The sequence below is a fragment of the Pseudomonas sp. No.21 genome, from assembly GCF_054558415.1.
The window spans coordinates 143,284-156,608 of record NZ_BAAJNO010000003.1; the positions used below are offsets into that span (position 1 = coordinate 143,284).

The 13,325-nt window shown below is 65.5% G+C and carries 11 protein-coding genes; all 11 read left to right on the forward strand.

Annotation, left to right across the window (positions count from 1 at the left end):
* The first annotated feature begins 8 nt into the window (after positions 1–8).
* The 11 genes from ACYJSS_RS06290 to kdsA all read left to right on the forward strand — a co-directional run bounded on the left by ACYJSS_RS06290 (position 9) and on the right by kdsA (position 13,306).
* Positions 9–512, forward strand: a complete 504-nt coding sequence (locus ACYJSS_RS06290; protein WP_031287668.1) for an OmpH/Skp family outer membrane protein — start codon at positions 9–11, stop codon at positions 510–512.
* A gap of 1 nt (position 513) precedes the next feature.
* Positions 514–1,572 (forward strand): UDP-3-O-(3-hydroxymyristoyl)glucosamine N-acyltransferase, encoded by a 1,059-nt coding sequence (lpxD, locus tag ACYJSS_RS06295; protein ID WP_111261663.1) that lies wholly within the window; start codon positions 514–516, stop codon positions 1,570–1,572.
* A 48-nt stretch (positions 1,573–1,620) separates the two neighbouring features.
* Positions 1,621–2,061 (forward strand): 3-hydroxyacyl-ACP dehydratase FabZ, encoded by a 441-nt coding sequence (fabZ, locus tag ACYJSS_RS06300; protein WP_031287666.1) that lies wholly within the window; start codon positions 1,621–1,623, stop codon positions 2,059–2,061.
* Positions 2,058–2,834 (forward strand): acyl-ACP--UDP-N-acetylglucosamine O-acyltransferase, encoded by a 777-nt coding sequence (gene lpxA / locus ACYJSS_RS06305; protein ID WP_111261662.1) that lies wholly within the window; start codon positions 2,058–2,060, stop codon positions 2,832–2,834. The genes fabZ and lpxA overlap by 4 nt, the downstream gene beginning before the upstream one ends.
* A gap of 4 nt (positions 2,835–2,838) precedes the next feature.
* Positions 2,839–3,972 (forward strand): lipid-A-disaccharide synthase, encoded by a 1,134-nt coding sequence (gene lpxB, locus ACYJSS_RS06310; protein WP_111261661.1) that lies wholly within the window; start codon positions 2,839–2,841, stop codon positions 3,970–3,972.
* Positions 3,972–4,574, forward strand: coding sequence for a ribonuclease HII (gene rnhB, locus ACYJSS_RS06315; protein ID WP_111261660.1), 603 nt, complete (start codon positions 3,972–3,974; stop codon positions 4,572–4,574). The genes lpxB and rnhB overlap by 1 nt, the downstream gene beginning before the upstream one ends.
* 141 nt (positions 4,575–4,715) lie before the next feature.
* Positions 4,716–8,240 carry a DNA polymerase III subunit alpha gene (gene dnaE / locus ACYJSS_RS06320; protein ID WP_111261659.1) on the forward strand — a complete coding sequence of 1,175 codons (3,525 nt, stop codon included), beginning with the start codon at positions 4,716–4,718 and terminating at the stop codon, positions 8,238–8,240.
* A 109-nt stretch (positions 8,241–8,349) separates the two neighbouring features.
* Positions 8,350–9,300 carry an acetyl-CoA carboxylase carboxyl transferase subunit alpha gene (gene accA / locus ACYJSS_RS06325; RefSeq protein ID WP_111261658.1) on the forward strand — a complete coding sequence of 317 codons (951 nt, stop codon included), beginning with the start codon at positions 8,350–8,352 and terminating at the stop codon, positions 9,298–9,300.
* Positions 9,301–9,346: 46 nt separating this feature from the next.
* The gene (tilS, locus tag ACYJSS_RS06330; protein WP_236204646.1) at positions 9,347–10,660 is read left to right on the forward strand and encodes a tRNA lysidine(34) synthetase TilS; all 1,314 of its coding nucleotides are present in this window, start codon (positions 9,347–9,349) and stop codon (positions 10,658–10,660) included.
* A 165-nt stretch (positions 10,661–10,825) separates the two neighbouring features.
* The gene (locus ACYJSS_RS06335; protein ID WP_111261657.1) at positions 10,826–12,457 is read left to right on the forward strand and encodes a CTP synthase; all 1,632 of its coding nucleotides are present in this window, start codon (positions 10,826–10,828) and stop codon (positions 12,455–12,457) included.
* Positions 12,458–12,460: 3 nt separating this feature from the next.
* Entirely contained in the window at positions 12,461–13,306 is an 846-nt protein-coding gene (gene kdsA / locus ACYJSS_RS06340; protein WP_111261656.1) for a 3-deoxy-8-phosphooctulonate synthase, read from the forward strand.
* Positions 13,307–13,325 lie beyond the last annotated feature (19 nt).

Sequence of the window (13,325 nt, forward strand, 5' to 3'; positions counted from 1 at the left end):
AGTGCATCGTGCGTAAGTTGACTCAAATCGTTCTGGTTGCCGCGGCCCTGATGGCCTCTCCGGCTTTTGCCGAGATGAAAGTTGCGGTACTGAACTATCAGATGGCGCTCCTTGAATCGGACTCGGCGAAGAAGTACGCCGTGGATGCCGAGAAGAAGTTCGGCCCCCAGCTGACCAAGCTGAAGACCCTGGAAAGCGATGCCAAGCGCATCCAGGATCGCCTGGTCAAGGAAGGCGAGAAGATGCAGCAGGCCGAGCGTGAACGCCTGGAGCTCGAGTTCAAGCAGAAAGCCCGTGACTTCCAGTTCCAGTCCAAGGAACTGAACGAAGCCAAGGCCGTTGCCGACCGTGAAATGCTCAAGCAACTGAAGCCGAAGCTGGACCAGGCCGTCGAAGAAGTCCTGAAGAAGGGCAGCTACGACCTGGTGCTGGAGCGCGGTGCGGTGATCGATGTCAAACCTCAGTACGACATCACTCGCCAGGTCATCGAGCGCATGAACCAACTGCGCTGATATGACCGTCGCGACCTTCACCCTCGGCCAGTTGGCCGAGCGTCTCGACGCCACCCTGCGTGGCGACGAGACCAGGGTTGTCTCCGGGTTGGCTACTCTGCAGGACGCTGGTCCCGACCAGTTGACCTTCCTGGCCAACCCGCAGTACCGCAAGTTCCTCGCCGATACCCGTGCCGCCGCCGTACTGCTGACTCCGGCCGATGCCGAAGGCTTCGCCGGTGACGCGCTGCTGGTGCCCAACCCCTACCTGGCCTATGCCCGGCTGTCCCACCTGTTCGATCCCAAGCCCGTCGCCGCACCTGGCATCCATCCGAGTGCAGTGGTCGCCCCCGATGCCAAGGTCGATCCGTCGGCAAGCATCGGGCCCGGCGTGGTGATCGAGTCCGGTGCGCAGATCGGCGCCGGTGTCACCATCGGCGCGTACAGCGTCGTGGGCGCACGCAGCGTGATAGGCGAGGCTGGCTGGCTGGCGCCGCGCGTGACGCTCTACCACGACGTGCGTATCGGCAAGCGCGTGGTCATCCAGTCGGGTGCCGTGATCGGGGGTGAGGGCTTTGGCTTCGCCAACGAGAAGGGGGTCTGGCAGAAGATCGCGCAGATCGGCGGCGTCACCCTGGGCGACGATGTCGAGGTCGGTGCCAACACCACCATCGACCGTGGCGCCCTGGCCGACACCCTGATCGGCAACGGCGTGAAGCTGGACAACCAGATCATGATCGCCCACAACGTCCAGGTCGGTGACAACACCGCCATGGCCGGCTGCGTGGGTATTTCCGGCAGTACCAAGATCGGCCGCAACTGCATGATTGCAGGCGGTGTCGGCATGGTCGGGCATATCGAGGTCTGCGATGGCGTGTTCGTCACCGGCATGACCATGGTGACCCGTTCCATTACCGAGCCTGGTGCCTATTCCTCCGGTACCGCCATGCAACCTGCGGCGGAATGGAAGAAGAGCGCAGCCAGGATTCGCCAGCTGGATGACATGGCGCGTCGTCTGCAGCAGCTGGAAAAGCGCCTGGCGTCAGTGACCCCGGGCGGGGATGCTTCATCTGATGCGTGACCTGCGCAGCGCCGCGCATCCCCAATCCCCTTTTAAGGCTCCAGGAAAATGATGGACATCAACGAGATTCGCGAATACCTGCCGCACCGCTACCCTTTCCTTCTTGTGGATCGGGTCGTGGATCTGGATATCGAGGGCAAGCGCATTCGCGCCTACAAGAATGTCAGCATCAACGAGCCATTCTTCAACGGCCACTTCCCCGAGCACCCGATCATGCCGGGTGTGCTGATCATCGAGGCGATGGCCCAGGCCGCCGGCATCCTCGGCTTCAAGATGCTCGACGTGAAGCCTGCCGACGGCACCCTGTACTACTTCGTCGGCTCGGACAAGCTGCGCTTCCGCCAGCCTGTGCTGCCGGGCGACCAGTTGATCCTCGAAGCCAGCTTCCGCAGCGTAAAGCGCAGCATCTGGAAGTTCGAGTGCCAGGCCAGCGTCGATGGCAAGGAAGTCTGCTCGGCTGAAATCATCTGTGCGGAACGCAAATTATGAGTTTGATCGACCCTCGCGCCATCATCGATCCGTCAGCCCGGCTGGCGGATGACGTCCAGGTCGGCCCCTGGTCGATCATCGGACCCGATGTGGAAATCGGCGAGGGTAGCGTGGTCGGCCCCCATGTGGTCATCAAGGGCCCCACGCGCATCGGCAGGCACAACCGCATCTACCAGTTCTCCTCGGTAGGTGAGGACACGCCTGACCTGAAGTACAAGGGTGAGCCCACCCGCCTGGTCATCGGTGACCACAATGTGATCCGCGAAGGTGTGACCATCCACCGCGGCACCGTCCAGGACCGCTCCGAGACCACCATCGGCGACCACAACCTGCTCATGGCCTACGTGCATATCGGTCATGACAGCGTCATCGCCAACCACTGCATTCTGGTCAACAACACGGCGCTGGCGGGCCATGTACACGTGGACGACTGGGCGATCCTCTCCGGCTTCACCCTGGTGCACCAGTTCTGCCGCATCGGCGCCCACAGCTTCTCCGGCATGGGTACCGCCATCGGCAAGGACGTACCTGCCTACGTGACCGTCTTCGGCAACCCGGCCGAGGCGCGCAGCATGAACTTCGAAGGCATGCGCCGCCGTGGTTTTTCCGCCGAGGCGATCCAGGCCCTGCGTCGGGCCTACAAGGTCGTCTACCGCCAGGGCCTGACCGTCGAGCAGGCACTTGCCGAACTCGCCGAGTCTTCCGCGCAATTCCCCGAGGTCGCGGTGTTCCGCGACTCGATCCAGTCCTCGACCCGCGGCATCACTCGCTGATCTCATGACCCGTCCATTGCGCATCGCGCTGGTCGCCGGCGAGGCGTCCGGCGACATCCTCGGCTCCGGCCTCATGCAAGCCCTCAAGGCCCGTCATCCCGATGCCGAGTTCATCGGTGTGGGTGGCCCGCTGATGGAAGCGGAGGGCCTGGCTTCCTATTTCCCCATGGAGCGTCTTGCGGTGATGGGGCTGGTCGAAGTGCTCGGCCGCCTGCCCGAACTGCTGAGTCGCCGCAAGCGCCTGATCGCCACCCTGATCGACGCCCGCCCGGACGTCTTCATCGGCATCGACGCCCCGGATTTCAACCTGGGCGTCGAACTCAAGCTGCGCCGCGCCGGTATCCGCACCGTGCATTACGTCAGCCCCTCCGTCTGGGCCTGGCGGCAGAAGCGCGTGCTGAAGATCCGCGAAGGCTGCGACCTGATGCTCACCCTGTTCCCCTTCGAGGCGCAGTTCTATGAGGCCCACCAGGTGCCGGTGCGCTTCGTCGGTCATCCGCTGGCGGACACCATTCCGCTGGAAGCCGACCGCGCGGCGGCTCGCACCGCCATCGGGGTGCCGGAAGGTGCCGCGCTGGTGGCGCTGATGCCCGGCAGCCGTGGTGGCGAGGTCGGTCGTCTCGGCAGCCTGTTCCTCGACGCCGCCGAGCGCATGCGCTCGATGCGTCCGGGCCTGCATTTCGTGCTGCCCTGTGCCAGCCCCGCGCGGCGCCAGCAACTGGAGCAGATGCTCGCCGGCCGCGACCTGCCGCTGACCCTGCTGGACGGCCGCTCGCACCAGGCCCTGGCGGCCTGCGACGCGGTGTTGATCGCCTCGGGCACGGCGACCCTGGAAGCGCTGCTGTACAAGCGCCCCATGGTGGTGGCCTACAAGGTCGCACCCATGACGTATCGGATTCTCAAGCGCCTGGTGAAGAGCCCCTACGTGTCCTTGCCCAACCTGCTGGCCCAGCGCCTGCTGGTGCCCGAGCTGCTGCAGGACGCCGCGACGCCCGAGGCGCTGGCCCAGACCCTGGTGCCGCTGCTCGACGGCGGGGACGTGCAGACCGAGGGCTTCGATCGCATCCACCGTACCTTGCGTCTCGATGCTTCCAAGGAAGCCGCGGGCGCGGTGCTCGACCTGATAGGGACTCGCTGATGCAGCTCGGACTGGATTTCACCCTGGTGGAGGAGCTAGTGGCCGGCGTCGACGAAGTCGGTCGCGGCCCGCTCTGTGGTCCGGTGGTCACCGCCGCGGTGATCCTCGATCCGGCCCGCCCCATCCTCGGTCTCAACGATTCCAAGAAGCTCAGCGAAGCGCGCCGCGAGGCGCTGTTCGACGAGATCCGCGAGAAGGCCCTCGCCTGGTGCATCGCCCGTGCCGAGGTGGAGGAGATCGACCGCCTCAACATTCTCCATGCCACCATGCTGGCCATGCAGCGCGCGGTGGAAGGCCTCAGTGTCACCCCGAAGCTGGCGCTGATCGACGGCAACCGCTGCCCGAAACTGGCGGTGCCCAGCGCGCCGGTGATCCAGGGTGACGCCAAGGTGCCGGCCATCGCCGCTGCGTCGATCCTGGCCAAGGTCAGCCGCGACCGCGAGATGCAGGCGCTCGACGCGCTCTACCCGGGCTACGGCATGGGCGGGCACAAGGGCTACCCGACGCCTGTGCACCTGGAAGCCTTGCGTCGCCTGGGCGCGACGCCCATCCACAGGCGCTCCTTCGCCCCTGTTCGGGCGGTGATCGAAGGCGTCGACTGATTCCTTCCGGCCCTCCCGGGCACCGTTTCATCGGCCTGCCGGCGTTCGTGCCGGCGACCGGCCGTTCCCGACTTGAAGCCAGCTGCCGCTTCCGCTGTACAATCCCGGCCTTGCCGTTTTTGCGTTTTCTATAGGACCGCCATGACTGTCGCCTTCGTCCATCTCCGTCTGCATTCCGAATATTCACTCGTCGACGGCCTGGTGCGGGTCAAGCCGCTGATCAAGGCCGTGGCGAGCGCCGGGATGCCCGCCGTGGCGATCACCGACCAGAGCAACATGTGCTCGCTGGTGAAGTTCTACAAGGCCGCCATGGGCGGGGGCGTCAAACCCATCTGCGGTGCCGACATCTGGCTTGCCAGCCCCTATGAGGACGGGCCGCTGACGCGCATGACCCTGCTGGTGATGAATGCCAAGGGCTACCGCAACCTCACCGAGCTGGTGTCCCGGGGCTGGTCCGAAGGCCAGAGCAATGACCTGGTGATCATCCAGCGCGAGTGGGTGAAGGAGGCTGCCGAGGGCCTGATCGCCCTGTCGGGCTCCAAGGAAGGCGAGATCGGCATGGCCCTGCTCAGCGGCGACCAGGCCGGCGCCGAGGCGCTGCTGGCCGAGTGGCAGGCCGTCTTCCCGGATCGCTTCTACCTGGAGCTGCAGCGTACCGCCCGGGTCAACGACGAGGAACACGTGCATGCCGCCGTCGCCCTGGCCGATCGTTGCGGTGCGGCACTGGTGGCCACCAACGACGTGCGCTTCATCAAGCCCGGCGATTTCGAAGCCCACGAGACCCGCGTATGCATCGGCGAGGGCCGTGTCCTCGACGACCCGCGCCGCCCGCGCACCTTCTCCGACCAGCAGTACCTGAAAACCCCCGAGGAGATGGCCGAGCTGTTCGCCGACATCCCCGAGGCGCTGCAGAACACCGTCGAGATCGCCAAGCGCTGCAACATCGAAGTCCAGCTGGGCAAGCACTTCCTGCCCGACTTCCCGACGCCCAACGGCATGGGGATCGATGACTACCTGCGCCACGCTTCCTATGAAGGCCTGGAGGAACGCCTGGCGGTGCTCTGGCCGAAGGAGACGACCCCGGACTACGAGGAGAAGCGCCAGCTCTACATCGACCGCCTGGAGTTCGAGCTGGGCACCATCATCCAGATGGGCTTCCCCGGTTACTTCCTGATCGTTGCCGACTTCATCCAGTGGGCGAAGAACAACGGTGTGCCGGTGGGCCCGGGGCGGGGCTCGGGCGCCGGTTCGCTGGTCGCCTACGTGCTGAAGATCACCGACCTCGACCCGCTGGCCTACGACCTGCTGTTCGAGCGCTTCCTCAACCCCGAACGGGTCTCCATGCCCGACTTCGACGTCGACTTCTGCATGGACGGCCGTGACCGCGTGATCGACTACGTGGCCGACAAGTACGGGCGCAATGCGGTGAGCCAGATCATCACCTTCGGCTCCATGGCGGCGAAGGCGGTGGTGCGCGACGTGGCTCGCGTGCAGGGCAAGTCCTACGGCCTGGCCGATCGCCTGTCGAAAATGATCCCGTTCGAAGTGGGCATGACCCTGGAGGCGGCCTACAACCAGGAGGAGGCGCTGCGCGACTTCCTCAAGGCCGACGAGGAAGCCCAGGAAATCTGGGACATGGCCCTGAAGCTCGAAGGCATCACCCGTGGTACCGGCAAGCACGCCGGCGGCGTGGTGATCGCCCCGACCAAGCTCACCGACTTCTCGCCGATCGCGTGCGACGAGGAGGGCGGTGGCCTGGTGACCCAGTTCGACAAGGATGACGTGGAGGCGGCCGGCCTGGTGAAGTTCGACTTCCTCGGCCTGCGGACGCTGACGATCATCAAGTGGGCCATGGAGATGATCAACCGCGAGCAGGAGAAGAAAGGCCTGCCGCCGGTGGACATCGACCGCATCCCGCTGGATGACAAGAAAACCTACGACATGCTGCAGAAGGCGGAGACCACCGCGGTCTTCCAGCTCGAATCCCGCGGCATGAAGGAGCTGATCAAGAAGCTCAAGCCCGACTGCCTGGAGGACATGATCGCCCTCGTGGCGCTGTTCCGTCCCGGCCCGCTGCAATCGGGCATGGTGGACGACTTCATCAACCGCAAGCACGGCCGTGCCGAGCTCTCCTACCCGCACCCGGACTACCAGTACGCCGGCCTCGAGCCGGTGCTCAAGCCCACCTACGGCATCATCCTGTACCAGGAACAGGTGATGCAGATCGCCCAGGTGATGGCGGGCTACACCCTCGGCGGCGCGGACATGCTGCGTCGTGCCATGGGCAAGAAGAAACCCGAGGAGATGGCCAAGCAGCGTGGCGGCTTCATCGAAGGCTGCTCCAGCAACGGCATCGACCCGAACCTGTCGGGCAACATCTTCGACCTGGTGGAAAAGTTCGCCGGCTACGGCTTCAACAAATCCCACTCCGCCGCCTACGGCTGGGTCTCCTACCAGACCGCCTGGCTCAAGGCACACTTCCCGTCGCCCTTCATGGCTGCGGTGCTCACCGCGGACATGCACAACACCGACAAGGTGGTGACGCTGATCGAAGAGTGCCGGAACATGAAGCTGCGGATCGTGGCGCCGGACGTGAACAACTCCGAATACCGCTTCACCGTCGACGACGCCGGACAGATCATCTACGGCCTCGGTGCGATCAAGGGCGTGGGCGAGGGCCCCGTGGAGGCGATCACCGAATGCCGCGCCGAAGGCGGCCCGTTCAAGGACCTCTTCGATTTCTGCAACCGCATCGACCTCAAGCGCGTCAACAAGCGCACCCTGGATGCCCTGATCCGCGGTGGTGCGCTGGATCGCCTGGGCCCGTTCTTCAGCGAAGAGCCCAAGGCCTACCAGGCCGGTATCGACCGCAACCGGGCGGTGCTCCTGGCATCCATGGAGGAAGCCATCCAGGCCGCCGAGCAGACTGCGCGCAGCCACGACAGCGGCCACATGGACCTGTTCGGCGGGCTGTTCGCCGAACCCGAGGCGGACATGTACGCCAACCACCGCAACGCCAAGGAGCTGTCCCTCAAGGAGCGGCTCAAGGGCGAGAAGGACGCCCTGGGGATCTACCTCACCGGGCACCCGATCGACGAGTACGAGGGCGAGGTACGTCGCTTCGCCCGCCAGCGCATCGTCGAACTGAAGCCCGCGCGTGACACCCAGACCATCGCCGGCCTGATCGTCAACCTGCGGGTCATGAAGAACAAGAAGGGCGACAAGATGGGCTTCATCACCCTCGACGACCGCTCCGGGCGCATCGAGGCGTCGCTGTTCGCCGATGCCTTCAACTCCGCCAGTGCACTGCTGCAGACCGATGCGCTGGTGGTGGTCGAGGGTGAGGTCAGCCACGACGACTTCTCCGGCGGCCTGCGCCTGCGTGCCAAGCGCGTGATGAGCCTGGAAGAGGCCCGCACCGGCCTGGCCGAAAGCCTGCGCATGAAGGTCGACCACAGCGCTCTTCAGGGTGACCGCCTGCGCTGGCTGGCCGATTTGTGCAACCGCCATCGCGGTTCCTGCCCGATCACGCTGGACTACAGTGGAGCGAGTGCCAAGGCGTTGCTGCAGTTCGGCGAGCAGTGGCGGATCGACCCCGCCGACGCTTTGATTCAGGCATTGCGTGACCAGTTCGGGCGCGACAACGTCTTCCTGCACTACCGCTGAAGCGAGGAGCGCATGGTCGCTCCCGTTTCTCGACCGACACGCGCCCTTCCTTTAAGGTAGGGCGCAAAATGGAACCAGCCGCCTGGCCCCACGCGCACGACGGAAGCCTATGAACCCGAATTTTCTGGATTTCGAACAGCCGATCGCTGACCTGCAAGCCAAGATCGAGGAGCTGCGCCTGGTCGGCAACGACAATGCGCTGAACATCACCGACGAGATCTCCCGCCTGCAGGAGAAGAGCAGCGCGCTCACCGAAAGCATCTTCGGCAACCTGACCAGCTGGCAGATCGCCCAACTGGCACGCCATCCGCGCCGCCCCTACACCCTCGACTACATCGAGCACATCTTCACCGAGTTCGACGAGCTGCATGGCGACCGCCACTTCTCCGACGACGCGGCCCTGGTCGGCGGCGTCGCTCGCCTGGACGACCAGCCGGTGATGGTCATCGGCCACCAGAAAGGCCGTGAAGTGCGCGAGAAGGTCCGTCGCAACTTCGGCATGCCGCGCCCCGAGGGCTATCGCAAGGCCTGCCGCCTGATGGAGATGGCCGAGCGCTTCAAGATGCCGATCCTCACCTTCATCGACACCCCCGGTGCTTACCCGGGCATCGATGCCGAGGAGCGTGGCCAGAGCGAGGCGATCGCCTGGAACCTGCGCGTCATGGCGCGCCTGAAAACCCCGATCATCGCCACCGTCATCGGCGAGGGCGGTTCCGGCGGTGCGCTGGCCATCGGCGTCTGCGACCGTCTGAACATGCTGCAGTACTCCACCTATTCGGTGATCTCGCCGGAAGGCTGCGCTTCCATCCTGTGGAAAACCGCCGAGAAGGCGCCGGATGCCGCCGAGGCCATGGGCATCACCGCCGAGCGCCTGAAAGGCCTGGGCATCGTCGACAAGGTGATCGCCGAGCCGCTGGGTGGTGCCCATCGCGATCCGGCCGTCGCCGCTGCGTCGATCCGTGCCGAGCTGACCTCGCAACTGCAGGCCCTCGGCAAGCTCGATACCGACGACCTGCTGGCTCGCCGCTACGAGCGCCTGATGAGCTATGGCGTGGCCTGATGGCCATGAGGGCGGGCGTGTGGCCGGACCGGGTCGCGCGCTCGTCCTGAAGCTCGAATCCGCCTTGCTGGCCGCCGTCGCTCCGTGGCGCGCGGCACCTGCCTGGCGGGTGGCCTTCTCCGGAGGCCTGGATTCCACCGTCCTGCTGCACCTCCTGGCGCGCCTCGCCCAGCGCGAGAGCCTGCCGCCCTTGTCCGCCATTCATGTTCACCACGGCCTGCAGCCCGCTGCCGAGGGCTGGCCTGTGCATTGCCAGCGGATCTGTGACAGCCTCGGCGTGCCCTTGCAGGTGGCGCGGGTGCAGGTGGCTCCTGGCAACAGCCTGGAGCGCGCCGCGCGTGATGCCCGCTACGCTGCCTTCGTTGCACGGCTTGGCGCGGGCGAGGTGCTGATGAGCGCCCAGCATCGTGACGACCAGGCGGAAACCCTGCTGTTCCGCCTGCTGCGGGGGGCCGGGGTGCTTGGCCTGGCTGGCATGCCCGCCAGTCGGGCACTGGGCGAGGGCGTCCTGCTGCGCCCGCTGTTGCGGGTGTCCCGCGCTGAGCTCGAGGCCTGCGCCCGCGAGCTGGGTGTGGAGTGGGTCGAGGACCCGTCCAACGGCGACACCGATTTCTCTCGCAACTACCTGCGTCGCCGGATCATGCCGGCGCTCACCGAGCGATGGCCCCGGGCCGTGGAAAGCATCACCCGCAGCGCCGAGCACCTGGCCGAGGCCGAGGCCTTGCTCGGCGAACTGGCGCAACTGGACTTGCAGGCCGCGCGGACCGACAGCGCCTTTCCCTGGCTGCGGCTGCCATCCCTGGCGCTGGCCCCGCTGATGGGGTTGTCGCCGGCCCGCCAGCGCAATGCCCTGCGCCACTGGATGGCCGGCTTCACCGCGATGCCGGACAGCGACCACTGGGCTGGCTGGGACGACCTGCGCGATGCCGGCGCCAGCGCGAGCCCCGTATGGAGGCTGGCGGGTGGCGACCTGCGACGCGCCGACGGACGGCTGTGGTGGCTGCCCGGCCAATGGCCGAGCCCCAGGGCGGGCAGCGTGCGCTGGGCTGAACCCGGGCAGGCGCTCGAACTGCCCGGCAATGGCCGTTTGCAACTCGCCGGCGAGCCGCCGGAAGGCCCGCTGGAGGTGCGCTACCGCCAGGGTGGTGAGGTGCTGGACGTGCCGGGGCGTGGGCGTCGCGAGCTCAAGCGGCTGCTCAACGAGAGTGGCCTGCCGGCCTTCGTGCGCGGGCGTCTGCCGCTGCTCTATCGCGGCTCGGAACTGCTCGCCGTGGCCAACCTCCCAGGCCTTGCCGGGCCTGTGGATGCGCGCTGGCGACTGCGCTGGACACCGCCGACGAATGACCAAGGTTTGAGCTGAAAGGGTCTTTCCGGTAGACTACGCTCCCGTCTTACAGAGCTCTTGCCGATTCCTTCGGAGTCGGCGGGAGTTTGCCGTTTTGGCACTGTTCCAGATTGCAGGCTTCGGCCTTACTTCGCTCTCCCCGGCGGCCTTCCGCCTAAACGCAGACTTCTAGGGTTTTTCATGACGCGCTACATCTTCGTCACGGGTGGTGTTGTTTCTTCATTGGGGAAAGGCATCGCCTCGGCATCCTTGGCCGCCATTCTGGAAGCGCGGGGGCTGAAGGTCACCATGCTCAAGCTGGATCCGTACATCAACGTCGATCCCGGCACCATGAGTCCCTTCCAGCACGGTGAAGTGTTCGTCACCGAGGACGGCGCAGAGACCGACCTCGACCTGGGCCACTACGAGCGCTTCGTGCGCACCACCATGACCCAGAACAACAACTTCACCACCGGCCGCGTCTACGAGGACGTGCTGCGCAAGGAGCGCCGTGGTGACTACCTGGGTGCCACGATCCAGGTCATCCCGCACATCACCGACGAGATCAAGCGCCGCATCATCAAGGGTGCCGGCGACGCCGACGTGGCGATGGTCGAGATCGGCGGTACCGTGGGCGACATCGAGTCCCAGCCCTTCCTCGAGGCCATTCGCCAACTGCGCGTGGAAGTGGGCGCCAAGCGCGCCATGCTGATGCACCTGACCCTGGTCCCCTACATCGCCACCGCTGGCGAGACCAAGACCAAGCCGACCCAGCACTCGGTGAAGGAGCTGCGTTCCATCGGCCTGCAGCCCGATGTGCTGATCTGCCGTTCCGACCATGAAGTCGACCTGTCCTCGCGCCGCAAGATCGCGCTGTTCACCAACGTGGAAGAGCGCGCGGTCATCGCCCTGCAGGACGTCGACACCATCTACCGCATCCCTTCCGTGCTGCACGCCCAGGGCCTGGACGACTTCGTCGTCGAGCGTTTCGGCCTGCAGTGTGGCGGTGCCGACCTCTCCGAATGGGATCGCGTCGTCGATGCCAAGCTGAACCCGGAGAAGGACGTCACCATCGCCATGGTCGGCAAGTACATGGAGCTGCTGGACGCGTACAAGTCGCTGATCGAGGCGATGAGCCACGCCGGCATCCAGAACCGCACCAAGGTGAACCTGCGCTACATCGATTCCGAAGACATCGAGAACCAGGGCACCAGCCTGCTGGAAGGCGTCGATGCCATCCTGGTTCCGGGCGGCTTCGGCCTGCGTGGCGTGGAAGGCAAGATCGCCACCGTCAAATATGCCCGCGAGAACAAGATCCCCTACCTCGGCATCTGCCTCGGCATGCAGGTGGCCGTGATCGAGTTCGCCCGCAACGTGCTGGGCTGGACCGACGCCAACTCCACCGAGTTCGACAAGGCCAGCGGTCATCCGGTCGTGGGCCTGATCACCGAGTGGGAAGACGCCACCGGCGCCACCGAAATCCGCACCGAAGCCTCCGACCTCGGCGGCACCATGCGCCTGGGCGCCCAGGCCTGCCAGCTGGAGCCGGGCTCCCTGGTACACGCCTGCTATGGCAAGGACGAGATCGTCGAGCGCCACCGCCATCGCTATGAGGTGAACAACAACCTGCTGCCGCAACTTCAGGAAGCCGGCCTTAAGATCACCGGTCGCTCCGGCGACGGCGCGCTGGTCGAAGTGGTCGAGTCCCCTGACCATCCGTGGTTCGTCGCCTGCCAGTTCCACCCGGAGTTCACCTCCACGCCGCGTTACGGCCATCCGCTGTTCAGCGGCTTCGTCAACGCCGCCCTGGCGCAGAAAGCGAAGAAGGCCTGACCCATGGCACAGAAGATCATCCGCGTTGGCGACATCGAGATCGCCAACGACAAGCCCTTCGTGCTGTTCGGCGGCATGAACGTGCTGGAGTCCCGTGACCTGGCGATGAAGGTGTGCGAGGAATACGTCAAGGTCACCGACAAGCTCGGCATCCCCTACGTGTTCAAGGCCAGCTTCGACAAGGCCAACCGCTCCTCCATCAACTCCTTCCGCGGCCCGGGCCTGGAAGAGGGCATGAAGATCTTCGAGGACGTGAAGAAGGCCTTCGGCGTGCCGGTCATCACCGACGTGCACGAGCCGCACCAGGCTGCCCCGGTAGCCGAGGTCTGCGACATCATCCAGCTGCCGGCCTTCCTTTCCCGCCAGACCGACCTGGTCGTGGCGATGGCGAAGACCGGTGCGGTGATCAACATCAAGAAAGCCCAGTTCCTCGCGCCCCAGGAGATGAAACACATCCTGACCAAGTGCGAGGAAGCCGGTAATGACCAGTTGATCCTCTGCGAGCGTGGTTCCTCCTTCGGTTACAACAACCTGGTGGTGGACATGCTGGGCTTCGGCATCATGAAGCAGTTCCAGTACCCGGTGTTCTTCGACGTCACCCACGCCCTGCAGATGCCGGGCGGGCGCGCCGATTCCGCCGGTGGCCGCCGCGCCCAGGTCACCGACCTGGCCAAGGCAGGCATGAGCCAGGGCCTCGCCGGCCTGTTCCTGGAGGCGCATCCGGACCCGGACAACGCCAAGTGCGACGGCCCTTGTGCCCTGCGCCTGGACAAGCTGGAACCGTTCCTCGCCCAGCTCAAGCAGCTGGACGACCTGGTCAAGAGTTTTCCGCCGATCGAGACTGCCTGAACAGGCAAATCTCCGGTAA